We start from the raw sequence: 24274 nt of genomic DNA on the forward strand, positions 1-24274 counted from the left end.
ACCAAGGCGCCGCCAAGGAACACACCCATCTGACAAAAGATGAAACTATCAAAACCATATATCATATTACATCTACGAGGTAAAGTTAACTACATTATCTTGATAATTATAAACTATTTGAGGATGGTATAAAAGTGATAAGTCCGACCAAAAAAACTAGGAAGTGTTACAAATTTAAGTCATTTGGATAAAGTATATCCGCCTTTTTAATCCATTTTTAACCATATTCGAAGACATTACTCTAATCCTCTTTCTCTCTATCGGCATATTCTATCTCATCTTGATAGATAAGGGGGAGTAAAAATGTGGATTGGGATAGTTCTGACTGCAGTCATCCTCGCCGTTCTCATATGGTACGTTGTGGCGCAGGAGGATAACGAACTTGCCAAAACAGCCGTATCAAATCAGCTTATCGTCAAGTTTAAGGAAGGCATCGCTCCAGAAAGAATGAATGCGATTCATAGGAAATACCGCTGTGAAGTTATGGAGGAACAAAAAGCTCTTGGATACTATGTCTTAAGCTCGAAACGCTCCACCCGGTGGATGATGAGCAAATATAATAAGCTTGACGAGGTTGATTATGCGGAGCCTAATTACAAGTTTCAAGCTTTTCTTACGCCCAACGATACTTACTTCCAGGCTTATCAGTATGGACCCCAGCGGATTAGTGCCCCTTCCGCTTGGGATGTAACGACAAGCAGCAGCAACATTCGGATAGCGGTTATTGACTCCGGAGTCCAGTTAAATCATCCGGATTTATCGGGCAAGCTGCTTCCTGGCTATGACTTTGTCAGCAGGGATGGTTTACCGGAGGACGGTAACGGCCACGGTACGCATGTGGCAGGGATTGCAGCAGCTGCAACGAATAACGCTAGAGGAATCGCCGGCATTGCTCCGAACGCCTCCATTCTGCCAGTTCGCGTATTGGATAACAGCGGCAGCGGATCCCTGGCTACCGTGGCGAACGGCATTATTTATGCAGCGGATCAAGGCGCTCAAGTCATTAATCTTAGCCTAGGGTCTACATCCGGAGCCCTCACCTTACAGAACGCTATTAATTATGCCTGGAACAAAGGTGCCGTCCTGGTCGCCGCAGCCGGAAACGACGGCGTCTCGACCCCCAACTTTCCGGCCTATTATACGAATGTTATCGCTGTTGCATCCACGGATGAAACCGACAACAAATCCCCCTTCTCCAATTACGGCAGTTGGGTGGAAGTAGCTGCACCCGGCTCTGCCATTTTGTCGACCTATACGGGTGGCTATTATGCTTATTTAGACGGCACTTCCATGGCATCTCCTCATGTTGCCGGCTTGGCCGCCCTTTTGGCAGCCCAAGGCTGGACCAACTTACAGATACGCAACGTTATCTGTAATACCTCGGATCCGATATCGGGCACCGGCATCTATTGGCGCTTTGGCCGTGTGAATGCGGCGCGGGCTGTGTCTTCGCCTGTGAATCCTCAGTTATGAAATAAACCTCTATCAAGGTCTATCGAAAAGGAGCGACCGCGTTCAAAGTAGGTTTATTCTCCAATAAAAAAGCCCGTTTTCGTTTCCGAAAACTTATTCTTTCTTATGTGGACAAGAAGAGCTGCCCGTTTCGGGCAGCTCTTCTTGTTCTATACCATTTTCCGACTATTTACCTCCAAACTTGCTAAATCACCTCAGTTAGTCATTTGTGATATTACTAACTTTCAGATTTGCGCCGCTAGTGATATGTCGTATCACTAACCAGGCCAATTGCCGGTCCATTTACTCCCAGTCCGCCAATTCACCTCTGTTAGTAATACGTGATATCACTAACTTTCAGAATTTGTGCCGTTAGTAATATATCGTATCACTAACCAGGCCATTTCCAGCTTCATGGTGCCCCTACTTGTCACAACTCCACAACCTTCGTAGCCATCTTCGCCCAAAACTCCCGGTCATGCTCCACAAAAAGTATGGTCGGCTCATGCTCCAGCAGCAGCTCCTCGATCTGCATACGCGAGATAACGTCGATGAAGTTCAGCGGTTCGTCCCAGATATGGAGGTGCGCCGGTTCGCATAGGCTCTTGGCGATCAGCACCTTCTTCTTCTGGCCCCCGCTGAAAGAGGACATGTCTTTCTCAAATTGGAGCCGCGAAAAATCCAGCTTCCGCAAAATCGCTTTAAACAGGCTCTCGTCGATCCCGTGCTCCCTCGCATAGTCCGTGAGATTCCCTTGCAGATGGGAGGTGTCCTGCGACACGTACGAAATACGCAGCTGGCTTCCCCTCCGGAACGTCCCTGTATAAGACATGTCCTCCCCGCAGATCAGCTTGATCACACTTGACTTGCCAGACCCGTTCTTCCCCGACAGCGCAATCCGGTCCCCCTGTTCGATCGTAAAGCTTATGCCGGAGCAGACCGTTTTGTCCCCATAAAAAATAGATACACCGTCCAACTCGGCCAAAAGGCTTTTATGATATGGAAGCTGAGATATTTTCAAACTGTCGGAGCTTTCCACATTTTTCAGGAGCTTCGATTTTTCCTCCATCGCCGACTGCTGCCGCTGCTCCAGAGATTTCGAGCGTTTCATCATCTTGGCGGCTTTATGTCCGACATATCCTTTATCCACTTTCGAGCCGGAGTTGAGTGTGCCGTTCTTCGTTTTCTCCACCGCATCCGACCAGCTGCTCGTTCTTTTCGCTGCCTCCGCCAGGCGTTTCATGTCTTTTTTTAATCTGTCATTCTCGGCCAGCTCATACTGATCCTGCTGCTCTTTGTTGATCCGCCAATCGGTGAAATTCCCTTTTTGAATTTCAATGTTGGCTCTGTTGATAGATAAAATATGATCCACGCAGTTGTCGAGAAACGCCCTGTCATGCGACACCAGAATGAACCCGCTTTTACCCCGGAGATAAGTACTGACTAACTTCCGTCCCTCCATGTCCAGATGGTTGGTCGGTTCATCGATCAGAAGAAACCGGTTCTCCTTCAGAAACAGAGCCGCCAGCATCACCTTCGTCTGTTCCCCGTTGGACAAGGAGCCAAAAGGCCGGTACAGCACATCTTCCTCCACCTTCAGCAGCGACAGTTCGCGCATCAGCTCCCAATGCACATAGTCCGGATAAATCTCACCCACGACATCTATCGTATGATAGTCCATATGCTCAACGTGAAACGGGAAATAATCGAACTCCACACTGGCTGAAATCTGTCCGTTGTATTCATACTTTCCGAGCAGCAGGTTGAGAAACGTCGTTTTGCCCCTGCCGTTCCTGCCCGTGAAACCTAACTTCCAATCCGTATCGATTTGAAAACTCACATTCTCAAAAATGTTATCGTAGCTGCCCTCATAGGCAAACGTTACATTCGTTACATTAATTAATGACATAAAGAAATCCTCCCTCTGAAGTAAAAAATAAAAAGCCGCAAGAAAGGGCATCTTTCCCGCAGCTCAAAGGGATACACTGAATCAAACCCATAGAGGGTCAGATTCGAATTCGCAGTTTGAGTGTGCAGATGCAGTACCTTTCTTGCATAACCCAAATAAACAGGCAAAATCACCATTGCTCTTGTTTTATTGGCTTATATCTGTGCAAGAAGGTATTCTACATCCAGTTCCACTCCCGTCATGAAATGTTCTTTACATTCTATAATGCTTCCTGTATTAGAGTCACTAGATACTTTTTGTTAAATCAAACTTTCCTGACCTTACTCCTTCGTAAATCCCAAATTCCCTATCATCAATGCACCCGAATCGGTTTGATCGAACTTGAGGGTAACACGCCGGATCTCCCCGAACTTCTTCTCCCGGTCAAAAGCATCCAAAGGGATCCGTAGCGTACTAAGCGGTGTATAAGTGGACCAGTAGGCAGCATAGTCGTCTTTAATCAACTTTCCCGGCTGCAGCCTGACTGCGGGAGTATCGGCATTCATCTTGTAAACCGCACTGCGGTCGTTCTGATCCTGTAACACGATCGAGAACGCGGGAGGGGTATCCGGCTCGTTTAATTTATCGCTTGGATCAGCGGCCATGTAGACAGTAAAATTGCCTTCGTTCTTCGGTGCGAGGTTTTCCGGAACTTCAATGGTCAGTTCCCCGCCGCGCTGAGTCCAGCGGACCGACAACAGGTTCATCTTCTCCTGGTCTCCCGGATGCAGGAAGGGACCCGCTTCGTCATTCTTCTGAATATAACTTTCCGTGACTTGCTTGAACTCCACACCTTCACTGGATGTAACTTTCCCTTCTAACGGCACTTTTCCTTCCTTTATCGGATGCAGGATATATTGCGTTCCAGGCATATAAAGGGAGCTCATGACAGGGTGTCCATACATTTGGCCTGTCGTTTCTGCCGACCCTTTTACGGCGTAGAAATTCTTTTTGGCGTCAGGATCATAAATCGCATTCAGAAAGTCGACGGCGTACCGGCTTAAAAACGTTTGCTGCTCTTCTACGGTCAGCCGTTTTTGCAGATTGTCATTGATCTTGCTGGGCCCGATCCCGTCGTCTTTCTCGTGCATCTTGCTATTGAAAAAATTATGATTCGCCCCGTACATATAGGCAACGGAGATCGGATTCTTTCGCTCTGGCAAGAGCGCTTCCCGGTCAAAAATCCGATGTCCCAACAGCCCGGTCACATCGCCGTCATATTGTGGAAGGAGAATCCCTAAAGGCACATCCGGCAAAGATCCCATGACAAACAATTCCATGGGGGCCGCCATCAGCAGGCCGTCGGTGCCGATGCCCTTCTCCTTTAACCGGTTCGCCAGCGCATGCGTGCCTTGGGCACCGCGGGAATGTCCTATAAACGAAATATGCTGCAGATCGCCCCGGCCTTGTAACGGTATTTTGAAACCGGCGTCCTCGCCTTTTATGGCCTTCGTAAGTAACGCGAATTGAGTATCGAAAATTGATAAAAGACGCTCATGCTCGATCGGCTCGCCATGCTCCCATACATATTGTGCATTAATGTCCATGCTGACAGCGAGATACCCCTGCCGAGCCAGATCCTTCACTAAGTAAGTAAAGCCTTGATCATAACGGTCGGTATCGTATTTCTTGATTGGGTGATTGCCATGCAGCAGGATCACGATCGGCCGCTTGCCGCTTCCCGTCGGTACGCCCATCGTACCTTTCACCGTGTAAGGAACCTTCCAGCCGGAAGCCTGAACGATCTCGCGGGCGCCAAGATTATAGTCGATTACCTGCGGTTCCCCGAACGTTTCCTTTGGCTTTTTAGTTTCTTTGGAAGTTTCCTTTATGGCTGTATCCGGCTGCTTCTCTTTTGAAAGCTGCTTGTCTTTTTCTGAGTTTCCTGAGCAGCCGCTCAACGTCAGTATGAAGATAAGAAGAAACAAAACGTATTTTTGCAAACGGATACCCTCCTTTGTTTGTGAGTTGGAGCTAAATGATTTAAAAGTAGTATACCCGGTAAGAAGTTCCTTATTTTGTTTATTGCGGATACTCGCTAAATAAAGAAGCAACGGTCCCTTTTCGCTTACCTGAAGCAACACGCCGGCGAATAAACAACGCTCCTCCAACTGAGATGATGACTACAGGAATAAGGCCCACGTACCATAATGCTTCATAGAATCCGTGATGAATCCCTATGTAACTAAAGACTGCTGCATACAACAAAAGATAGCCTAGGCTGATAAAACGGGATATAGTCATGTTCGAGAGGAGGTGCCGCTTCTTTGATTTCTCGCCAAGTAAAGCCAAATACTCAGGAACGGGAGCTTCTGCAAAAGATCGCACGGACATAAAGGGCCAGTTTCCCCCGGCTACCTGCTCTGTCTTCGCTTCTAAGGTGGAAGCCCCTTTCCATTTGCTCATTTCCTGACCGCAAGCACAGTACCCGATATACATCAGCGAGTACGCCTCTACCTCAGTGAAGGAGTTCAGGTCAGTTCGCATATTCATCGCCAGCGTACGGACTTGGGAATTGATTCCTTCGATGTCTTTCTGCATATCCACCAAGGTCTCATTCGCACCCTCTACTCTAAGGTCCCGTATGGCATTCATGAACAGATCCTGTATGCGCAAAAAGGATTCCACCGAATCTACATCCGAGTAATTTTCCAAACGAAGAGGTTTGGACGCATCACTTACCAGAACAGACATCCCCTCCTGCTTAATGAGCTGTATTGCGTGCCCGCCGAGATTGTCCAGTACGCCTCCATCCACGCCATGCACCATACGGTCCCCAAACGGGATAGCTATAGGGTCAAAAAGTCCAGGCACACAAGCTGAGGCCGCTGCCGCTTTCGACAAGGGTAGATGTCTCGCCTCTTCCGCGCTGAGCCCGTGATTCGTTTCATTGTACCGCCATAATACGCTGGAAGTGTTAGTGGAGAGGAACAAAGGCTGCCCATTTTCCAAGATCGATGTGTTCATAATCAGTTCCGGCTTCACATTGCCAGGGTGGACAGGAGGGACCATAAGGTCGCTCAGAACGGTATGCTGAAACATCAGTGCCCGCATCCCTTGCTCCAGCTTGGAATCGAACAACACCGCCGGGTTCAGGGCAGGTACAACCTTACTTACAGCCCCTGCCAACCGTTTCAGGATTGCCTCGGGAACCAGCCTGGAAATCCCTCCGGTAATTAATATCCGATCCCGCAAATCTTCCTGGACAACGGCAACAAACTCTGAAATAACCCGCTTCATCAGCCACCGGTAATCCTCTTCCGATAAGATCCTGTCTTTTTGAAGCTCCTCGCACAGCAGCTTATAGTAGAAAGCCCCTACAATGGAACCGCCGGAAACGGTGGACAGGGCCTGTACATTTTTCAATTCCCCTTCATCGGCTAAGCGGGCCATGACACCAAGGTGGAACAAAGAGGCCCGGTACCCTCCGCCGGATAAAGCCAAACCTATCAATTTCGTCACTCTCCTTCACTTAAACTTTCTTATGTGGTTACAAAAAAAGGCGCCTTACAGGCGCCTCCCCGGCGGATCCGCCGGACTTTGTTTCCGTATATCTTAATCATCGCTGGACAATATACCCAGAAGACGGAGCACATACAGGAACAGGTTAATGAAATTGAGGTACAAACTCAGCACGGCAAGAGGAATGTCCTCTTCTGCAAGCCCATGCTTATATTGCGAAATATCATATAGAATGAACCCGCTGAAAACCAGTACGCCTAACCCGGCAATCGCCAGCCCAAGTACGCCGCCAAATCCTCCTGTGAACAATCCGATGATGCTGAATCCGATTAGAGTAAGCAGCCCGACCATCAACATACCGCCAAGCCAGGAGAAATCACGCTTGGAATTATAAGCATAGAGCGTCAATGCGGCAAAAATTCCGCCTGTCAGCAAAAAAGCCGAGGTAATCAGGGATGAACCGCCGACGTTAGCGTAATATTGAATGGAAGGGAAAATTGTGATCCCGCTGATAAAACAAAACGCATACACAAATCCATATCCGATCGAGCGGTTGCGGCTGCGGCGCAGGAAGAAAGCAGACACCAGCATAATCAGCTCAACAACCACCAGCGGAAGCACTAATGCAGGAGGAACGTACTCGATTCCTACCCATGTCCCAACAAAAGACACCAGAATCGAAATTGTAAACATCCGGAGCAGCTTATGAAACGATGAGTTATATCTGTTCTCTGCTTCCGTAACCTTACTTCCGTATTCGTAATTCATTTTTGTCGACCACCTTTGCTATACTTGAATTATTTTACTACTATTGTATCATGGAAACCGGGGGAAACATGCCTATTGTCATACATTTTGTACAAAGTCCGTTTTCCCCATACGGTCTATTCAGCAATCGGTCTTAAGGAGGCACTTATATGGTTTACACGGTTCTTCACTTTATGAAAGATCATTGGCTGCCCATCGCTCTCATTACCGGTGTGATCGCCGCCCTTCTGTTCATTTATCGCAATAGAATCCAGCTTTTTTTCCTGGAGTAGTACTATATACGCAGCAAAAAGAGGACGGTTTCCCGTCCCCATCTATTTCCTATGTTACGCTTGGTATGGAACCAGAGCTTTGTGAGCGATATCGGTACGATAATGTTTCCCTTCGAAACGGATGCGGTCCGCATCGGCATACGCCTTGGTACGGGCTGCTGCAATATCTTGTCCGCGGCCCACGACCCCTAGCACCCTTCCGCCGTTCGTTACATATTGTCCGTCCTTCTTCGCCGTACCCGCATGAAATACTACGCTATCCTGGACTTCGTCGAGACCTGTGATCGGTACCCCTTTCGGATAAGGACCCGGGTATCCTTCAGAAGCAAGAATGACGCATACCGCCGCCTCTTCACTCCACTGAATATCGATTTGCCCGAGCTGCCCGTTGACTGTCGCCAGAAAAATATCCAGAAGATCGGTTTCCAGCCTCGACAGAACCACTTGGGTCTCCGGATCGCCGAAACGCGCGTTAAATTCAATCGTCTTCGGTCCTTGCGGAGTCAGCATGAGGCCGGCATACAGAACTCCTCTGAACGGGCGGCCTTCCTTGACCATGGCTTCTGCAGCCGGGATCAGAATCGTGCGGATCGCTTCATCGACCACAGCCTGCGGGATATGAGGCACCGGGGAGTACGTTCCCATACCGCCGGTATTCGGCCCCTTATCGCCGTCATACACCGGCTTGTGATCTTGAGCGGGAACCATCGGACGAACCGTATTCCCGTCGACAAATGCGAGAATCGACATTTCCTGGCCGGTAAGGAATTCCTCAATGACGACTTGGTTGCCGGCTTCGCCGAACACTTTGTGTACCATAATTTCCTGCAGGGCACTTTCCGCTTCCTCCAGGGTTTGGGCAACGATTACGCCTTTCCCCGCTGCAAGCCCGTCTGCCTTGATGACATAAGGCGCCTGCTGCGTTTTCAGGTACGATACAGCCGGTTCGTACTCTGTAAAGGTCTCGTAGGCAGCCGTCGGGATGTTGTACTTTTTCAACAGATTCTTGGTGAACACTTTGCTGCCTTCAATGATAGCCGCATTCGCGCGAGGGCCGAAGACCGGAATGTTTCTCTCCTCAAAATGATCAACAATTCCCTCCGATAACGGATCGTCGGGACCTACCACCACGAGGTCAATCGCATAATCCAGCGCAAACTGGCTCAGCTGCTCGAACTGATTTTCCTGAATCGGCACGCATTCCGCCAGTTCGGCAATCCCCGCATTTCCCGGTGCGCAGTAAATCTGCCCGACCTTCTCGCTCTTTTGCAGAGCCCAAACCAACGTATGCTCCCGGCCTCCGCGGCCGATGACTAGAACTCGCACGAGATCACTCCTTGAATTCATAATAAATAAATGAAACCTGACCAGCCTTCGTTTAGGGCGTTTTAGGCTTAGTGCTTGAAATGGCGCACTCCCGTAAATACCATAGCGATGCCGTACTGGTTTGCAACTTTGATCGACTCTTCGTCTTTAATGGATCCGCCCGGTTGAATGACGGCTGTAATTCCCGCTTTGGCCGCCAGTTCCAGCGTGTCGCCCATCGGGAAGAACGCATCGGAAGCCAGGATGGAGCCTTGTGCCTTCTCTGCCGCTTGCTCGATGGCAATCTTGGCTGCCCCTACGCGATTCATTTGCCCAGCGCCTACGCCGATAGTCATGTCGTCTTTAGCGAGTACGATGGCATTGGATTTCACATGTTTTACTACTTTCCAGCCGAACAACAGCTGCTTCAGTTCAGCATCGGTAGGCTTCCTGTCGGTAACAACCGTCAAATCAGCTTCGCTTAACTGCTTCACATCACGGTCTTGAATCAGCATGCCGCCTTCTACTGTTGTGATAACAGGAGCTGTGGAAGCTGTGCCTGCGGCTGCGAAGTTTTCGCCATGCTTCATGAGACGAATGTTCTTCTTCTGGGTGAGAATCTGGAGCGCTTCCGGTGTGAAATCCGGCGCAATAACGATTTCCAGAAAGATTTCGTTTAGCAGCATCGCTGTCTCCTGGCCGATTACCCGGTTGGCCGCAACAATGCCGCCGAAGATCGAAGTAGGATCCGCTGCGTAGGCTTTTTGGTAGGCTTCGTGGATCGTTTCGCCGATACCTACGCCGCAAGGGTTCATATGCTTTACTGCTACTACAGCAGGCTCGTTGAATTCTTTAAGGATTTGCAGCGCTGCGTTAGCATCGTTGATATTGTTGTAGGACAGCTCTTTGCCGTGCAGCTGCTCTGCGGTTGTAATGTTGCCTTGCGCCGCAAGAGGCTCACGGTAGAATGCCGCCTGCTGGTGCGGGTTTTCGCCATAGCGAAGGTCCTGTACCTTTTCGTAGGTGACGGTGTAACGCTCTGGAAGCGGCTCGCCCGTTTGCTTGGACAGGTAATCGGAGATGAGAGCATCGTATGCCGCAGTATGGCGGAAGACTTTCGCTGCCAGGCGTTTGCGTGTTTCCAGTGTTGTGTCTTCGCCTGCACGGATCTCCTCGATAACGGTATTGTAGTCGGATGCGTCCACCACTACGGTAACGAATGCGTGGTTTTTGGCAGCTGAGCGAAGCATGGTCGGTCCGCCGATGTCGATATTCTCGATAGCGTCTTCGTAGGAAACGTCCGGTTTCGCAATCGTAGCTGCAAACGGGTACAGGTTCACGATCACCAGGTCAATGTAGTCCAGGCCCAGTTCCTTCATTTGCGCTGTATGCTCTTCATTGTCGCGAACGGCTAAAAGTCCGCTGTGAACGGCGGGATGAAGCGTTTTGACGCGGCCGTCCATAATTTCCGGGAAGCCTGTAACTTCAGAAATGCCGATCACCGGCACGCCATGCTGCTCCAGAAGGCTTTTCGTCCCCCCCGTGGAAACAAGCTCCACACCCAACTTGGCTAACTGTTCCGAAAACTCCACAATGCCGGTCTTGTCCGACACGCTGATCAAAGCTCTGCGAATGGCCACTTCAACATCTCCTTGAGTTTAAATTTATAGATACTCCTCGGCGCATTAGCGATATGTGAGATCACTAACTACGCGAACTGGTTAATTTGACGATTGTTGTGCTCCTGATGCGGCTGGTTAGTGATATGTGGTATTACTAACTTTACTCCGCGGCGGTGTTAGTGATATGTGTTATCACTAAGTGCGCTGAATTGGTTACTTTGACTACTGTTGTGCTCGGTTGCGGCTGGTTAATGATACGTGGTATTACTAACTTTTACTCCGCGGCGGCGTTAGTGATATGTGATATCACTAAGTGCGCTAAATTGGTTACTTTTACTACTGTTGTGCTCGGAAATGACCGATGTGTTCTCCCCTAAGCCGTTACATTGTCCATCGAAGCCCCCGGGCAGCTCCCGCAGACGGCGAGCTGCCTGCAGCATCTAAGCTACTGCAGCTCCGGGCGTGCGCTAAGCACGCACACCTTTCGGCCGTCGAGCCGCACCCGCCCCTCAGCGATCCACTGGATCACCTGAGGGTAAAGCTCATGCTCGACGAGCTGCACCCGACCGGCGAGCGACGCCGCCGTGTCTCCCTCCAGGATGGGCACCGGCCGCTGCGCAATAATCGGCCCGGTGTCCATCCCCCCGTCCACGAAGTGGACGGTGACGCCGGTGACCTTCACGCCGGCGTCCAGCGCTTGCTCCATCGCCCGAATGCCGGGAAACGCCGGTAACAGCGATGGGTGCACGTTGATCATGCGGCCGTAATACGGTTCCACGAGCGTGCTCGTGAGAATGCGCATATAGCCGGCCAGCACGATCACGTCGACGCGCGACTCCGCAAGCGCGTCCAGGATCTCGCGCTCGTACGCCTCGCGAGAGGGATACGTCTTCGCCTCAAAAGCGAAGACGGCCACCCCCGCGCGGTGCGCGCGCTCCACGACAGGCGCCTTCGGCTTGTCGCAGACGAGAAGCTCGATGGTCGCATCGAGCTTCTCAGCGGCAATCGCATCCGCGATCGCCTGAAAGTTGCTGCCGCTGCCGGAGGCGAACACGGCAAGGCGCAGCTTTCCTTTCGTCATCATACTTCCGCTCCGGTAAAGGTGACGATCCCGTCGCCCGGCGTGACGCGTCCGATCAGGTACGCATCCTCGCCCAATCCACGCGCGATACGAAGCGCCTCTTCCGCCTGCTCGGCCGGCACTACGGCCACCATGCCGATGCCCATGTTAAACGTGCGGAACATATCGCGGTTGCTGATTTCGCCCTTACGCTGCATCAACTCAAATATAGGAAGAATCGGCCAGCTGCCGTATTCAATATCCACATTCACTCCGGCAGGAAGCACCCGCGGGATGTTCTCAATGAAGCCGCCCCCCGTAATGTGCGCAAGGCCCTTCACTTCCACCTTCGAAATCCACTCCAACACGGACTTCACATATAACTTAGTCGGCTCCAGCAGCACGTGGCCCAGCTTAGCGCCGCCAAGCTCTTCTACTTCGTCTTGCAGCGAGTACCCGTGCTGCTCCAGCAGCAATTTACGAACAAGCGAGAATCCATTGCTGTGCACGCCGCTCGACGCCAGCCCAATGACAGCATCTCCCGCTGCAATGGTGGAGCCGTCGATCATCTTTTTGCGGTCTACCACACCCACGGTAAACCCGGCAATGTCATATTCACCCTCGGCATACATACCCGGCATTTCAGCGGTTTCCCCGCCGATCAAAGCACAGCCCGACTGAACGCAGCCGTCGGAAATTCCCTTTACGATGGCCTCGATTTTCTCTGGCACAACTTTATCGCAAGCCAGATAATCAAGGAAAAACAGCGGTTCCGCGCCTTGCACGACAATGTCGTTCACACACATGGCGACAGCGTCGATCCCGATCGTGTCATGCTTATCCATGGCAAAAGCAATTTTCAGCTTCGTTCCCACTCCGTCCGTTCCGGAAACGAGCACCGGCTCTTCATACTTATCCTTGTTCAGTCCAAACAATCCGCCAAAACCGCCCAGGTCCGTCATTACTTCCGGACGCATCGTGCGCTTTACATGCTTCTTCATGCGTTCTACGGCTTCATTGCCCGCGGCGATGTCGACTCCCGCTTGTTTGTATGCGTCAGACACAAATTCCACTCCCTTAGGTTTTCTAGAAAAATCTGTAGCCGGCCATTCGTCCATCCTGCCGAGTTTCTCACAGAAATCATCATTTTCCAGCAAAAAGACAAAAATTTCCCGCGCAATAATCACTATAATGACAAATTCATGCAATAAAGCACAATTGCCCAAGTTATGCTCCGCCGGCGAAATCCCCCAACTTCCCGGCGGTCACATAAATGAGATCACGTACCTGGTATCACCTTAACAACCGCAGCCCAGCTTCGCATCCTCAGGCAGCACGGTCGGGTAATCGTTATCGAAGCAGGCAAAACACATGCCCCGGTTCTTCTCGTCCTCATTTCCGCCTACTGCTTCCATCAAGCCTTCCTGGGTCAAAAAGTACAGCGAATCCGCATTAATCGCCTGCCGGATTTCTTCCACCGTTTTGGCTGAAGCGATCAGCTCTTTGCGGTCCGGCGTATCGATACCGTAGAAACAAGGGTTCTTAAACGGAGGTGACGAAATGCGCACATGCACTTCCGTAGCTCCCGCTTCGCGCAGCAGATTCACGATACGCAGCGAAGTAGTTCCCCGCACGATCGAGTCGTCAATCATCACGACGCGCTTGCCTTCCACGACTTTGCGGACTGCGCTCAGCTTCATCTTCACGCCTTTTTCCCGAAGTTCCTGGGAAGGCTGGATGAACGTGCGTCCCGTGTACTTGTTCTTGATCAGCCCAAGCTCATAAGGGATGCCCGTCTGCTCAGCAAAGCCGATGGCCGCGGAGATCGACGAATCCGGCACGCCCGTCACGATATCCGCATCAACGAACGACTCCAGCGCCAGCTGCTGCCCCATCCGCTTACGCGAGGAGTGCAGGTTCACGCTGTTAATGTCGCTGTCCGGACGAGCGAAGTAGATATACTCCATCGAGCAGATCGCCCGGCGTTTCTTCTCGATGTACCGGTCCTCACGGAGACCGTTCGCATCCAGCACCAGCAGCTCGCCCGGCTCGATGTCGCGGACGTACTGCGCACCGACCGTCTCGAACGCGCACGTCTCGCTGGCGAACACATAGGCATCGCCCAGCTTGCCTATCACCAACGGACGCAGCCCGTGCGGATCGGCTGCTACAAACATGCGGTCGTTCGTCATGATCAGGAAGACGAACCCGCCGACCAGCCGGTTCAGGGCGTTTTTCAACGCCTGAACCACATCGGTCTCGTCCGAGCGCGCAATCAGATGCGCTATGACTTCCGTATCGCTGGTGGTCTGGAATATCGACCCCAGCGCCTCCAACTCCGCCCGAATTTCCGGCGCGTTGGTAATGTTCCCGTTCGTGGCGATTGCCAAGTCTCCGCCGCGGTACTTGAACACCAGCGGCTGCGCATTCGCCAGCTTGCTTTCGCCCGCTGTTGAATACCGCACATGGCCGATCGTGATCGAGCCCTTCAGCGTCTCCATAATGTCGTTCGTGAAGACCTCTTTCACCAGGCCCATCCCGCGGTGATAATTAAAGGCCGAGCCGCCGTCCGAAGCGCAGATCCCGGCGCTCTCTTCTCCGCGGTGCTGCAGCGCATGCAGCCCGTAATAGGATAAAGCGGCCGCCTCGGAGTGGCCGTACACTCCGAAAACGCCGCATTCTTCTTTTAACTTATCGAAAATCCCGTCCGGACCGGAGCCCTCGTTGTAGTAGGCCCCCGTCCAGCCCGGATGTTTGTCCGTCGCCGTCTGCTTTAGTTCATCAGACATGGGATCGCGTCCTTCCAGACTTGTTGTAGCTGCTCTACCGGAGAGGAAACAGCAGCTGTACCGTTAACGCTAATGTTCAAATCCGTTCCGCCCACTGTACCGATTACCTGGTAAGGAACGCCGGCATCCGCCAACAATGCCTGCAGCGCTTCCGCCTTCTCCGTGGAAGCCGACAGCAGAATACGCGATTGGCTCTCGCTGAATAATGCGATATCGCTGCGCAGGCCTTCTGCAGCGAATTCAACTGCCGCGCCCAAGCGTCCGCTGATACAAGACTCAGCCAAGGCTGCAGCAAGTCCGCCCTCGGACAAGTCATGTGCCGAAGCGACCAGACCGCCTTGAATCGCCGACAATACCGCGTCCAACAGCTTCTTCTCCACATCCAGATCGATCGCTGGAGGACGGCCTTCCGTTACGCCGTGAACGGCATATTGGAATTCCGAACCGCCAAGCTCTGCGCGAGTTTCACCCAACAGCACGATGATGTCGCCTTCGCGCTTGAAGCCCTGTGTCGTAATGTGATCCGTATCGTGAATCAGGCCGACCATACCGACAACCGGCGTCGGGTAAATGGCACCCTTAGCATTTTCGTTGTACAGCGATACATTTCCGCCGATAACCGGCGTATCCAGCTTGCGGCAAGCTTCGGCCATGCCGTCAACCGCTTTTTCCAGCTGCCAGAAGATTTCCGGCTTCTCCGGAGATCCGAAGTTCAGGTTATCCGTAATCGCCAGCGGCTCCGCACCGGAACATACCACGTTACGTGCAGCCTCGGCCAAAGCAATCGCTCCGCCTACCTCAGGATCCAGGTACACGAACTTGCTGTTGCAGTCCGTTGTCATCGCAAGCGCCTTGCGCGTTCCCGGTACCAGCACGACCGCAGCGTCCGAACCCGGCTGAACCGCCGTAGAAGTACGGACCATGTAATCGTATTGGTTGTAAACCCACTCTTTCGAAGCCACTGTCGGAGAAGCCAGTACGCGCTTCAACGCGCCTGTCAGATCCGTAACTTCCTCATAGCGGTTTGTGTCGACAGAAGCATTCGCCTCATAATAAGCAGGCACCGCTGAAGGTTTGTTATAGACTGGGCATTCATCCACCAGCGCGTACACCGGCATGTCAGCCGCCACTTCACCTTTGTGGAAAATTTTCAATCTGCCGTCATCCGTTACTTTACCGACTTTCGCACAGATCAGGCCCCAACGTTCAAAAATTTCTCTAGCCTGCGCCTCATCCTTCGGCTCTACAACGAACAGCATGCGCTCCTGGGACTCGGACAGCATCATTTCGTAAGCAGTCATGCCTGTTTCGCGCTGAGGCACTTCATCCAGGTACAGCTCCATGCCGTTACCCGCTTTGGAAGCCATCTCCGCGGAGGAACAAGTCAATCCTGCTGCGCCCATGTCCTGTATGCCCAGTACGATGCCGGACGCGATCAGCTCCAGGCACGCTTCCATAACGAGCTTCTCCATGAACGGATCGCCTACTTGCACCGCAGGACGCTTCGCTTCGGATTCCGCCGTAAGCTCTTCGGAAGCGAACGTGGCTCCATGGATGCCGTCCCGGCCTGTAGCCGGACCCACGTAAAACACTGGGTTGCCGACGCCTTTAGCTACGCCGCGCTGAATATCTTTATGATCGATCAAGCCTACGCACATCGCGTTGACTAGAGGATTTCCTTCATAGCTTTCATCAAACGTAATCTCGCCGCCGACGGTTGGAATCCCGATACAGTTTCCGTAACCAGCGATGCCGGACACTACGTGTTCGAACAGATACTTCACACGCTCGCTTTCCGGCTTCCCGAAACGCAGGGAGTTCAGCAGCGCCACAGGACGCGCGCCCATCGAGAAAATATCCCGGATGATCCCGCCTACACCCGTTGCCGCGCCTTGGTAAGGCTCGATGGCCGATGGGTGGTTATGGCTTTCGATCTTAAACACAACCGCCTGGTTGTCGCCGATATCGACGATCCCCGCGCCTTCGCCCGGTCCCATCAGGACACGCGGACCTGTTACCGGGAATTTGCGCAGAACCGGCTTGGAGTTCTTATAGGAGCAGTGCTCGGACCACATTACGCTGAATACACCGATTTCGGTATAATTCGGCTTGCGTCCCAGGAAACCGCAGATTTTTGCATACTCATCGTCAGTTACACCCATTTGCTTGTAAATCTGCTGATCGGCGATCTGTTCCGCCGTTGGTTCCTTAGCTGTTAACTGCTGCGCCATGTTGTTCCCTCCATGTGTTCAGAATCGATTTAAATAATTTTACACCGTCTTCGGATCCGAGCAGTTGGTTCATTGCACGCTCCGGATGCGGCATCATGCCAAGGACGTTTCCGCGCTCGTTGCAAATGCCCGCAATGTCATCCACGGAGCCGTTCGGATTTACGCCCGCATAACGGAACACGATTTGGCCGTTAGCCTGAAGACTAGCAAGCGTCTCTTCGTCACAATAGTAGTTGCCTTCGCCGTGTGCGATCGGAATGTTGATGATGTCGCCGGCAGCATATTGGGAAGTAAATGGCGTCGAAGTGTTCTCCACTCTCAAGTCGACCGCATGGCAGAGGAACTTCAGAGAGGTGTTGCGGCGCATTGCGCCTGGCAGTAAGCCGGATTCGAGCAGAATTTGAAATCCGTTGCAGATGCCCAGAACCGGTTTGCCGGCCTCAGCCGCTTTTACCACTTCATTCATGACTGGAGCAAATCTCGCAATAGCCCCGCAGCGCAGGTAATCGCCGTAGGAGAATCCTCCCGGAATAATAATCGCGTCATACTTGGAAAGGTCCGTTTCTGTATGCCATACGTAGTCTACGTTCTCACCCAGCGTTTCCTTGACCGCTTTGTAGCAGTCGATATCACAGTTCGAGCCTGGGAACACAATTACTGCAAAATGCATGATATAGCCCTCCTAACAAAATTTTGGCTGAAACATCGTTCAAGTGGCCGTCCGTAAGTTTTGGATACTATACCGCTTGCAGTTCGTACTTGTAATCTTCAATGACCGTGTTAGCCAGCAGCTTCTCGCACATTGCTTTTACACGAGCTTCCGCTTCGGAGCGGTCTGCCGTATTCAATTGAAGCTCCAGGTATTTCCCAATACGCACGCTGCCTACTTCGTCAAAACCCATCGAGTGAAGCGCGCCCTGCACTGCACTGCCTTGTACGTCCAGAACATTTTGCTTGATTGTTACGTAAACCGTTGCTTTTAACATAGTAGAAGACCTCCCCATAGTTATGCGCTACAGCGCTTTTTGCTGCTTTCCAGTTCCTTCACCCAGTAAATCGTTTATACCGTTAACCGTGCCAAAATATCCTTATAGCGACGGGAAGTTTCCTCTACCACCAAAGCCGGAAGCGGCGCGGGCTCGCTGTTCTTGTCCCATCCGGAACCTGCGAGATACGTGCGTACCGGTTCTTTGTCCATGGAGTCGATCTCGATATCAAGAACGTAATTCTCTTTGGCCCAAAAGCGCGAAGCATCAGGTGTGAATATTTCGTCGATCAGGATCAGTTCCCCGTCAACGAGGCCGAATTCGAACTTGCAGTCCGCCAAAATGATACCGCGTTTCTCGCAATAATCTCTAGCAAACTCGTACAGCGCCAAACTCTTTTCTTCTAGCTGCTCGGTCAGCGCCACGCCAACGAGTTCTTTCATCCGGTCCACCGAAATATCCTCGTCATGCCCCACATCATTTTTGGCCGCAGGTGTGAAAATCGGACGCTCGAACCGCTGGTTCTTTCTCATGCCGGCTGCAAGCGGAATGCCGTTGATCTCGCCGGTTTCCTGGTACTGTCTCCAGCCCCCGCCTGTAATGTAGCCGCGCACCACGCACTCGATGTCGATCCGCTCTGCTTTACGGGTTACCATGATCCGGTCCTTCAGTATCTCTCTGCCTTCCGCAGTCACCTGGTCCCCAAGCTTGTCCACATCCGTATGAACGACGTGATTAGGAATGAGGTCAGCTGTCTGTTCGAACCAAAATTTGCTCAACAGATTCAGGACATTGCCTTTATCCGGCACAGCAGGCTTCAACACGTAGTCAAAAGCCGAAATGCGGTCCGTTACGACGATCAGAAAATGCTCTCCCAGGTCATAAAGCTCGCGTACCTTCCCTTTGTATAGCAAAGGTGCTTTGACGTACGGTTGTGCTGTATCGATCGCAGTTGCGTTCATGTTCAGATATCCCCTTAGGTTAAAGTCCGGTTCGCCTCTCCCGCGCTCCGTTGCCTGTTTAGATCAGTTCCAGCCGTTTAAAAATGGTATCCACATGCTTCAAGTGCCAAGCCGGGTTAAAAGCATCTGCAATCTCATCCGGCGACAAGTGCTCGCGGATCGTTTCATTTTGCTCGATGATCTCGCGGAACGAACGCTGTTCTTCCCAAGCTTTCATCGCCTGCGGTTGTACGGTGTCGTAAGCTTGCTCGCGGCTCAGGCCTTTGTCGATCAGCTTCGTCATAACGCGTCCGGAGAACGGTACGCCGTACGTGCTCTGCATGTTACGCTTCATGTTCTCAGGGAACACGGTCAGGTTCTTGATGATGTTGCCCAGGCGGTTCAGCATGTAGTTCAGCAGAATCGTAGCATCCGGCAAAATGACGCGTTCCACGGAGGAATGTGAAATATCCCTCTCATGCCACAGCGTCACGTTCTCGTACGCGGAGATCATGTGGCCGCGGATCACGCGGGCAAGACCGGAAATGTTCTCGCAGCCGATCGGGTTGCGTTTGTGCGGCATGGCGGAGGAGCCTTTTTGACCTTTAGCAAAAGCTTCTTCCACCTCGCGGAACTCACTCTTCTGGAGTGCGCGGATTTCTGTGGCAAACTTGTCTAGTGATGTCGCTACTAGAGCGAGTGTTGCCATGTATTCTGCATGACGGTCGCGCTGCAGCGTTTGGGTGGAGATTGGAGCTGGCGTAGTGCCCAGCTTGCGGCAGACGATCGATTCGATTTCCGGTTCAATGTTGGCGTACGTTCCTACGGCGCCGGACATTTTGCCGAACTGGACGCCGTTCGCCGCATGGCGGAAGCGCTCCAGGTTGCGTTTCATTTCTTCGTACCATAGAGCCAGCTTGAGGCCGAATGTTGTAGGTTCCGCGTGCACGCCGTGCGTACGTCCCATCATCGCTGTATCTTTGTGTTCGATTGCTTTATTTTTAAGAATTTCGATGAAATTCAGAATGTCCTTTTCCAAAATGCCGTTTGCTTGTTTCAAAAGGTAACCAAGAGCCGTGTCCACTACATCAGTGGAAGTCAGTCCATAATGAACCCATTTGCGCTCAGGTCCCAGCGTCTCGGATACGGCACGGGTGAAAGCGATGACGTCATGGCGGGTTTCCTGTTCGATCTCATAAATGCGGTCGATGTTAAATCCGGCATTTCTGCGCAGAGCCTCTACATCTTCCTTAGGGATAACACCCAGCTCCGACCATGCTTCGCAAGCGCAAAGCTCAACTTCAAGCCAAGCATTGAATTTGTTCTCTTCCGTCCAAATGGCCGTCATTTCCGGCCGGCTGTATCTTTCCAACATGGGTTAAGCCCTCCAAATATTCGTTTGATCTATCCAATGCAGCGCATCTTCCGTGCTTTTCGCCAGTACGTTCACATGGCCCATTTTGCGTTTCTCTTTGGCTTCCGCTTTGCCGTACAGATGAATTTTGGCCGATACCTGTTCCGTATCTATTGTATCGTTCTGAGCCAGGTAATCCAATAACGGTGCCACATGCTCTCCAAGCACGTTCACCATGACCACCGGCGTCAGCAGTTCCGCCGATCCCAGAGGGAGATTGCATACCGCACGTACATGCTGCTCAAATTGCGAGGTAGTGCAGGCCTCCATCGTATAATGTCCTGAATTATGCGGCCTTGGCGCCAGTTCGTTGACGTAAAGCTCGCCGTCTCGGGTCAGGAACATCTCTACTGCCAGCAGTCCGACCGCTTCCATGGAGGAAGCAATGCGCACGGCCAGTTCTTCCGCTTTCGCTGCAATGTCTGCAGGTACTCTGGCAGGTACGATGGACAGGTGCAGGATATTGTCCAGATGGACATTCTCCGCAGGCGGGAACGTCTTCACTTCGCCCCGCGGGCTGCGTGACGCAATGACGGACAGTTCCATCGTAAAGTCGATGAATTGCTCCAGCACCAGCTCCGTCTTAGCTTTGCTCAACGTTTCGAATGCTTTCGCAATCTCTTCTGTGCTGCGGATGACCCATTGCCCTTTGCCGTCATAGCCGCCCATGGCCGTTTTCAGCACACATGGTGTTCCGAACTTGGCAACTGCTTCGTGGAGTTCATCCACACTGCGGATTTCAGCGTACGGTGCAACCTTTACCCCAGCAGCTTCAATTGCTCTTTTCTCCCGCAGCCGATGCTGCGTCGTGTATAAAAGCGAGCTGCCCTGGGGAACATACGATTCGGCTGTCAGCATCCCCGCCACGTCGGCGTCCACGTTCTCGAACTCGTACGTGATGACGTCGGACCGGCGTGCGAGCTGCCTCGCCGCCTCTGCGTCGCCGTAGCCCGCGACGATCTGCTCCGCCACCTGCCCTGCCGGGGCATCCGGCGTCGGGTCCATCGCGATGAAGCGGTACCCCATCGCGCTTCCGGCTAAAGCCAGCATGCGTCCCAGCTGGCCCCCGCCCAGTACACCGATGGTGCTGCCCGGAAGGATGACCCTTCCTTTCGCATCACCTGCAGCGGCTTCGCCCCTGTTGGCTTGTGCCTGCGTCGTCAGCTTCTCTGCTCCGCCGCTCATTCGCCATCCGCTCCCAATTGGTCGCTTGTCGCCAGCACCGCATCCCGCGTGCGCTCACGGCGTTCGCGTACGCGCTCCTGCAGATCCTTGTCGAAAGCTCCAAGGATCTGCGCAGCCAGCAGGCCGGCGTTCGTAGCTCCCGCCTTGCCTATAGCCACAGTCGCTACCGGGATTCCGCCCGGCATCTGCACGATCGAGAGCAGCGAGTCGAGCCCGTTCAGACTCGCCGATTTCACGGGTACCCCGATGACCGGCAGCTCCGTCTTCGCCGCCACCATGCCCGGCAGATGCGCTGCGCCGCCCGCGCCCGCGATAATGACCTTAAGTCCGCGCTCGACAGCCGTCTCCGCGTACTGGAACATCAGGTCCGGCGTACGATGCGCCGAGACTACCTTCTTCTCGTACGGAATCTCCAGCTCCTCCAGCATCTCGCAAGCATGCTTCATCGTTTCCCAGTCCGACTGGCTTCCCATAATGACTCCCACTCGTGCAGACATTTGCAACCATCCTCACTCTCTTAAAATGCTCTTATATAAAACAAAAAATCCAGCGCTATAAAAAGCTAACTGGACCAGAGACAAAAAAATGACAGGCGGATCTCCTGCATCTTTTCATATCTCGTAGTCCAAAAATTTAAGGTCTTTGGGTAGAAACGTCCGGGCCATATTCCCGAATATATACGAGTCTATTCGATTGTTTGTGACAAATTTCGTGTTTAACGATCATACTGATCTTCTGCATTCCCATTATACCTCAACAGGTAAAATAAAACGAGCATGTTTAGTTTACCAGTCCTGCCGTCATAATGTCAACCAAAAGGCGAACAATGGCAACCATTTGAAATATTATAGTTCGGAAAAATTCTAACCGTTAAACGTCTGTGCTTGTCGATTTTCCACATGAAGGAAATTGGTAGCCGGTATGTTACAATAAAGTCATGCAGAAAGGCCTTCGGAGGTGTGATGTAAGATGAAGATTGTCCTGACAGGCGGAACGGGATTTATAGGCAGGCATGTATCGGAGTTTTTTGTAAACCGGGGAGATGAAGTGATCATCATAACCAGAAAGGCACCGGATAACGCGAAAAAAGGAATTACATATGTAGAATGGGACAAAATAAGTAAGCAGAAACCCCTAATGGAACGGACTGATGCCGTCATCAACCTTGCAGGAGCAACTATCAATCAGCGCTGGTCCAAACAAGGCAAAGAGCGAATCCTCCAATCTAGGCTAAAGTCCACCTCGCAGCTAGCCGCTTTACTATCCGAGCTTGAACAGGTACCTAAAGTCGTTATCAACGCTTCTGCCATCGCTACCTACGGCACATCGGTGAGCGATACTTATATAGAAAGCAGTCCGACAAGAGTAACTGATTTTCTTGCAGATGTGGTTCAACAGTGGGAGCAGGCTGCGGATCAGATTCCATGTGAACGGCTTGTGAAGCTTCGGCTTGGACTCGTTCTAGGCAAAGACGGCGGTGCTCTAGGCAAAATAGTGCTCCCTTACCGCCTTGCCGCCGGCGGTCGCATCGGATCCGGCAAGCAGTGGTACTCCTGGATTCATATCGACGACCTGGTTGCACTCTTAGATTATTGTATCACCCATGATAATCTTCGGGGACCTGTTAATGCCACAGCTCCTTCCCCTGTTACAAATGATGAATTTGGACGCACCGTTGCCCAAATCTTGCGTAAGCCGCATTGGCTTCCCGTCCCTTCCTTCGCTTTAAAGCTGATGCTTGGAGAAATGTCCATGCTCGTTCTCGAAGGACAGCGCGTACTCCCGGCCAAAGCACAGCAAAGCGGTTTTCACTTCAAGTATCCTAAACTGAAGGCCGCACTGACGAATCTGCTTGGTTAAGTTTTGCTTTTACGCCTCATACAATTCTAAAGGCAGCCCGTCCGGGTCTTTAAAGAACGTATACTTCTTCCCTGTGACCGGATCGATCCGGACGGGTTCCACTTCGACTCCCTTTTCCTTCAACTCCTCCGCCGCCAGCGCTACATCCTCCACCTCAAAAGCAAGATGCCTAAGCCCTCTCGCTTCGGGATTATTCACGCGCTCAGGCGCCCCATCAAACGAAAACAGCTCAATCTGATATTGTCCCCCCACGGCCAAATCCAACTTATAGGAATTCCTATCCGCTCTATAGGTCTCTTCAATAACCTCCATCCCCAGAACCTTTGTATAAAACGCCTTCGACACCTCATAATCCGAACAAATAATCGCCACATGATGAATTTTATTTAATTTCACTCGGATGTCCTCTCCTTTCAGAAGATATACTATGTATCCAAACTATCTCAGCTTTGTATTCAACATTCCACATTTGAACACAATCAGCAACTATTATAGATGATATGCGTAACGTGTAACCAGTTCATTTCGTACTAAGTGTGTCTTCCGTGCCCATAAAAATGTTCTACCGTGAACAGCCTCGACTTCACTGTGCCCTTAGGTGACTATTTCCCTGCTAAGCGAATCATCCCCTAACGAACTTTGGTTGCATTCTCGCCAATTTAGGTCACTTAATGATATTTGATATCACTAACCGCTTTTGTTGACATGATTAGTGATACATCGTATCACTAACCCTCCCAAATCCACCTCACGTTGGTACCTTTCCACCGATTCAGGCCACTTAATAATATGTGGTATCACTAATTGTTACTCCTTACATGCTTTGTGATATGACATATCAATAACTAGCGCTAATCACACTTTGCTCTCTTTCACGAACCTTATCTTATCCCTATGCATAACAAAAAAGAGACCCTAGAATCTAAGGTCTCTTCGCTGTGCTTGGCAACGTCCTACTCTCCCAGGACCCTGCGGTCCA

At 51.7% G+C, this 24274-nt stretch carries 20 protein-coding genes and 1 riboswitch; of the genes, 3 read left to right on the plus strand and 17 right to left on the minus strand.

The features are described 5' to 3' along the window. Positions 1–303: 303 nt before the first annotated feature. On the plus strand, positions 304–1473 hold the full coding sequence (locus ACFSUF_RS03535; RefSeq protein ID WP_377600149.1) for a S8 family peptidase: 1170 nt from the start codon (positions 304–306) through the stop codon (positions 1471–1473). 409 nt (positions 1474–1882) lie between these two features. Here ACFSUF_RS03535 and ACFSUF_RS03540 read toward each other — a convergent pair whose 3' ends face one another. The 4 genes from ACFSUF_RS03540 to ACFSUF_RS03555 form a co-directional block, all read right to left on the minus strand. Then, on the minus strand, positions 1883–3361 hold the full coding sequence (locus tag ACFSUF_RS03540) for an Lsa family ABC-F type ribosomal protection protein (RefSeq protein WP_377600150.1): 1479 nt from the start codon (positions 3359–3361) through the stop codon (positions 1883–1885). A 320-nt stretch (positions 3362–3681) separates the two neighbouring features. Next, entirely contained in the window at positions 3682–5343 is a 1662-nt protein-coding gene (locus ACFSUF_RS03545; RefSeq protein WP_377600152.1) for a hypothetical protein, read from the minus strand. A gap of 79 nt (positions 5344–5422) precedes the next feature. Next, complete coding sequence (locus ACFSUF_RS03550) at positions 5423–6853, minus strand: patatin-like phospholipase family protein (protein ID WP_377600154.1); 1431 nt, start codon at positions 6851–6853, stop codon at positions 5423–5425. A 102-nt stretch (positions 6854–6955) separates the two neighbouring features. Next, complete coding sequence (locus tag ACFSUF_RS03555; RefSeq protein ID WP_377600155.1) at positions 6956–7630, minus strand: Bax inhibitor-1/YccA family protein; 675 nt, start codon at positions 7628–7630, stop codon at positions 6956–6958. A 149-nt stretch (positions 7631–7779) separates the two neighbouring features. Between ACFSUF_RS03555 and ACFSUF_RS03560 the strand changes: the two genes are divergently transcribed. Further along, complete coding sequence (locus ACFSUF_RS03560; RefSeq protein ID WP_377600157.1) at positions 7780–7902, plus strand: hypothetical protein; 123 nt, start codon at positions 7780–7782, stop codon at positions 7900–7902. A gap of 54 nt (positions 7903–7956) precedes the next feature. Here ACFSUF_RS03560 and purD read toward each other — a convergent pair whose 3' ends face one another. The 12 genes from purD to purE all read right to left on the minus strand — a co-directional run bounded on the left by purD (position 7957) and on the right by purE (position 21932). Further along, positions 7957–9228: a phosphoribosylamine--glycine ligase gene (gene purD / locus ACFSUF_RS03565; protein WP_377600159.1), complete on the minus strand. Its 1272-nt coding sequence runs from the start codon at positions 9226–9228 to the stop codon at positions 7957–7959. 68 nt (positions 9229–9296) lie between these two features. Continuing rightward, positions 9297–10847 (minus strand): bifunctional phosphoribosylaminoimidazolecarboxamide formyltransferase/IMP cyclohydrolase, encoded by a 1551-nt coding sequence (gene purH, locus ACFSUF_RS03570; protein WP_377600161.1) that lies wholly within the window; start codon positions 10845–10847, stop codon positions 9297–9299. Positions 10848–11274: 427 nt separating this feature from the next. Then, entirely contained in the window at positions 11275–11910 is a 636-nt protein-coding gene (gene purN / locus ACFSUF_RS03575) for a phosphoribosylglycinamide formyltransferase (protein ID WP_377600252.1), read from the minus strand. Beyond that, positions 11910–12953 (minus strand): phosphoribosylformylglycinamidine cyclo-ligase, encoded by a 1044-nt coding sequence (gene purM / locus ACFSUF_RS03580; RefSeq protein WP_377600163.1) that lies wholly within the window; start codon positions 12951–12953, stop codon positions 11910–11912. The genes purN and purM overlap by 1 nt, the downstream gene beginning before the upstream one ends. Before the next feature lie 234 nt (positions 12954–13187). After that, positions 13188–14678: an amidophosphoribosyltransferase gene (purF, locus tag ACFSUF_RS03585; protein WP_377600165.1), complete on the minus strand. Its 1491-nt coding sequence runs from the start codon at positions 14676–14678 to the stop codon at positions 13188–13190. Next, positions 14663–16909 (minus strand): phosphoribosylformylglycinamidine synthase subunit PurL, encoded by a 2247-nt coding sequence (gene purL / locus ACFSUF_RS03590; RefSeq protein ID WP_377600166.1) that lies wholly within the window; start codon positions 16907–16909, stop codon positions 14663–14665. Before purL ends, purF begins: the two co-directional genes overlap by 16 nt. Further along, positions 16887–17579 (minus strand): phosphoribosylformylglycinamidine synthase subunit PurQ, encoded by a 693-nt coding sequence (gene purQ / locus ACFSUF_RS03595; protein WP_377600169.1) that lies wholly within the window; start codon positions 17577–17579, stop codon positions 16887–16889. Before purQ ends, purL begins: the two co-directional genes overlap by 23 nt. A gap of 67 nt (positions 17580–17646) precedes the next feature. Beyond that, the gene (gene purS / locus ACFSUF_RS03600) at positions 17647–17895 is read right to left on the minus strand and encodes a phosphoribosylformylglycinamidine synthase subunit PurS (RefSeq protein WP_377600171.1); all 249 of its coding nucleotides are present in this window, start codon (positions 17893–17895) and stop codon (positions 17647–17649) included. Positions 17896–17969: 74 nt separating this feature from the next. Beyond that, positions 17970–18857 (minus strand): phosphoribosylaminoimidazolesuccinocarboxamide synthase, encoded by an 888-nt coding sequence (locus ACFSUF_RS03605; RefSeq protein ID WP_377600173.1) that lies wholly within the window; start codon positions 18855–18857, stop codon positions 17970–17972. Positions 18858–18915: 58 nt separating this feature from the next. Continuing rightward, the gene (gene purB, locus ACFSUF_RS03610) at positions 18916–20211 is read right to left on the minus strand and encodes an adenylosuccinate lyase (RefSeq protein ID WP_377600174.1); all 1296 of its coding nucleotides are present in this window, start codon (positions 20209–20211) and stop codon (positions 18916–18918) included. 3 nt (positions 20212–20214) lie between these two features. Continuing rightward, positions 20215–21435, minus strand: a complete 1221-nt coding sequence (gene purK, locus ACFSUF_RS03615) for a 5-(carboxyamino)imidazole ribonucleotide synthase (protein WP_377600176.1) — start codon at positions 21433–21435, stop codon at positions 20215–20217. After that, the gene (gene purE / locus ACFSUF_RS03620; protein ID WP_377600177.1) at positions 21432–21932 is read right to left on the minus strand and encodes a 5-(carboxyamino)imidazole ribonucleotide mutase; all 501 of its coding nucleotides are present in this window, start codon (positions 21930–21932) and stop codon (positions 21432–21434) included. Before purE ends, purK begins: the two co-directional genes overlap by 4 nt. Positions 21933–22036: 104 nt before the next feature. Continuing rightward, positions 22037–22138: riboswitch (purine riboswitch) on the minus strand. A 266-nt stretch (positions 22139–22404) separates the two neighbouring features. On the opposite strand from purE, the gene ACFSUF_RS03625 reads away from it, so the two are divergent. Continuing rightward, complete coding sequence (locus tag ACFSUF_RS03625) at positions 22405–23295, plus strand: TIGR01777 family oxidoreductase (RefSeq protein ID WP_377600179.1); 891 nt, start codon at positions 22405–22407, stop codon at positions 23293–23295. Positions 23296–23304: 9 nt separating this feature from the next. On the opposite strand, the gene gloA2 is transcribed toward ACFSUF_RS03625, so the two are convergent. Next, a complete protein-coding gene (gene gloA2 / locus ACFSUF_RS03630; RefSeq protein ID WP_377600181.1) occupies positions 23305–23691 on the minus strand; it encodes an SMU1112c/YaeR family gloxylase I-like metalloprotein in 387 nt (128 codons plus the stop codon). Positions 23692–24274: the final 583 nt, after the last annotated feature.

The organism is Paenibacillus gansuensis, from assembly GCF_042684925.1.
Taxonomy (GTDB): domain Bacteria; phylum Bacillota; class Bacilli; order Paenibacillales; family DY6; genus Paenibacillus_N; species Paenibacillus_N gansuensis.

What these genes read in the sequence shown, in the direction of transcription:
- purS (WP_377600171.1), bottom strand. Translation starts at nt 17,895, where the DNA reads ATGTTAAAAGCAACGGTTTACGTAACAATCAAGCAAAATGTTCTGGAC.
- ACFSUF_RS03605 (WP_377600173.1), bottom strand. Translation starts at nt 18,857, where the DNA reads ATGAACGCAACTGCGATCGATACAGCACAACCGTACGTCAAAGCACCT.
- ACFSUF_RS03535 (WP_377600149.1), top strand. Translation starts at nt 304, where the DNA reads ATGTGGATTGGGATAGTTCTGACTGCAGTCATCCTCGCCGTTCTCATA.
- purE (WP_377600177.1), bottom strand. Translation starts at nt 21,932, where the DNA reads ATGTCTGCACGAGTGGGAGTCATTATGGGAAGCCAGTCGGACTGGGAA.
- ACFSUF_RS03540 (WP_377600150.1), bottom strand. Translation starts at nt 3,361, where the DNA reads ATGTCATTAATTAATGTAACGAATGTAACGTTTGCCTATGAGGGCAGC.
- purB (WP_377600174.1), bottom strand. Translation starts at nt 20,211, where the DNA reads ATGTTGGAAAGATACAGCCGGCCGGAAATGACGGCCATTTGGACGGAA.
- ACFSUF_RS03625 (WP_377600179.1), top strand. Translation starts at nt 22,405, where the DNA reads ATGAAGATTGTCCTGACAGGCGGAACGGGATTTATAGGCAGGCATGTA.
- purN (WP_377600252.1), bottom strand. Translation starts at nt 11,910, where the DNA reads ATGACGAAAGGAAAGCTGCGCCTTGCCGTGTTCGCCTCCGGCAGCGGC.
- purK (WP_377600176.1), bottom strand. Translation starts at nt 21,435, where the DNA reads ATGAGCGGCGGAGCAGAGAAGCTGACGACGCAGGCACAAGCCAACAGG.
- purL (WP_377600166.1), bottom strand. Translation starts at nt 16,909, where the DNA reads ATGGCGCAGCAGTTAACAGCTAAGGAACCAACGGCGGAACAGATCGCC.
- ACFSUF_RS03555 (WP_377600155.1), bottom strand. Translation starts at nt 7,630, where the DNA reads ATGAATTACGAATACGGAAGTAAGGTTACGGAAGCAGAGAACAGATAT.
- purF (WP_377600165.1), bottom strand. Translation starts at nt 14,678, where the DNA reads ATGTCTGATGAACTAAAGCAGACGGCGACGGACAAACATCCGGGCTGG.
- purQ (WP_377600169.1), bottom strand. Translation starts at nt 17,579, where the DNA reads ATGCATTTTGCAGTAATTGTGTTCCCAGGCTCGAACTGTGATATCGAC.
- ACFSUF_RS03560 (WP_377600157.1), top strand. Translation starts at nt 7,780, where the DNA reads ATGGTTTACACGGTTCTTCACTTTATGAAAGATCATTGGCTGCCCATC.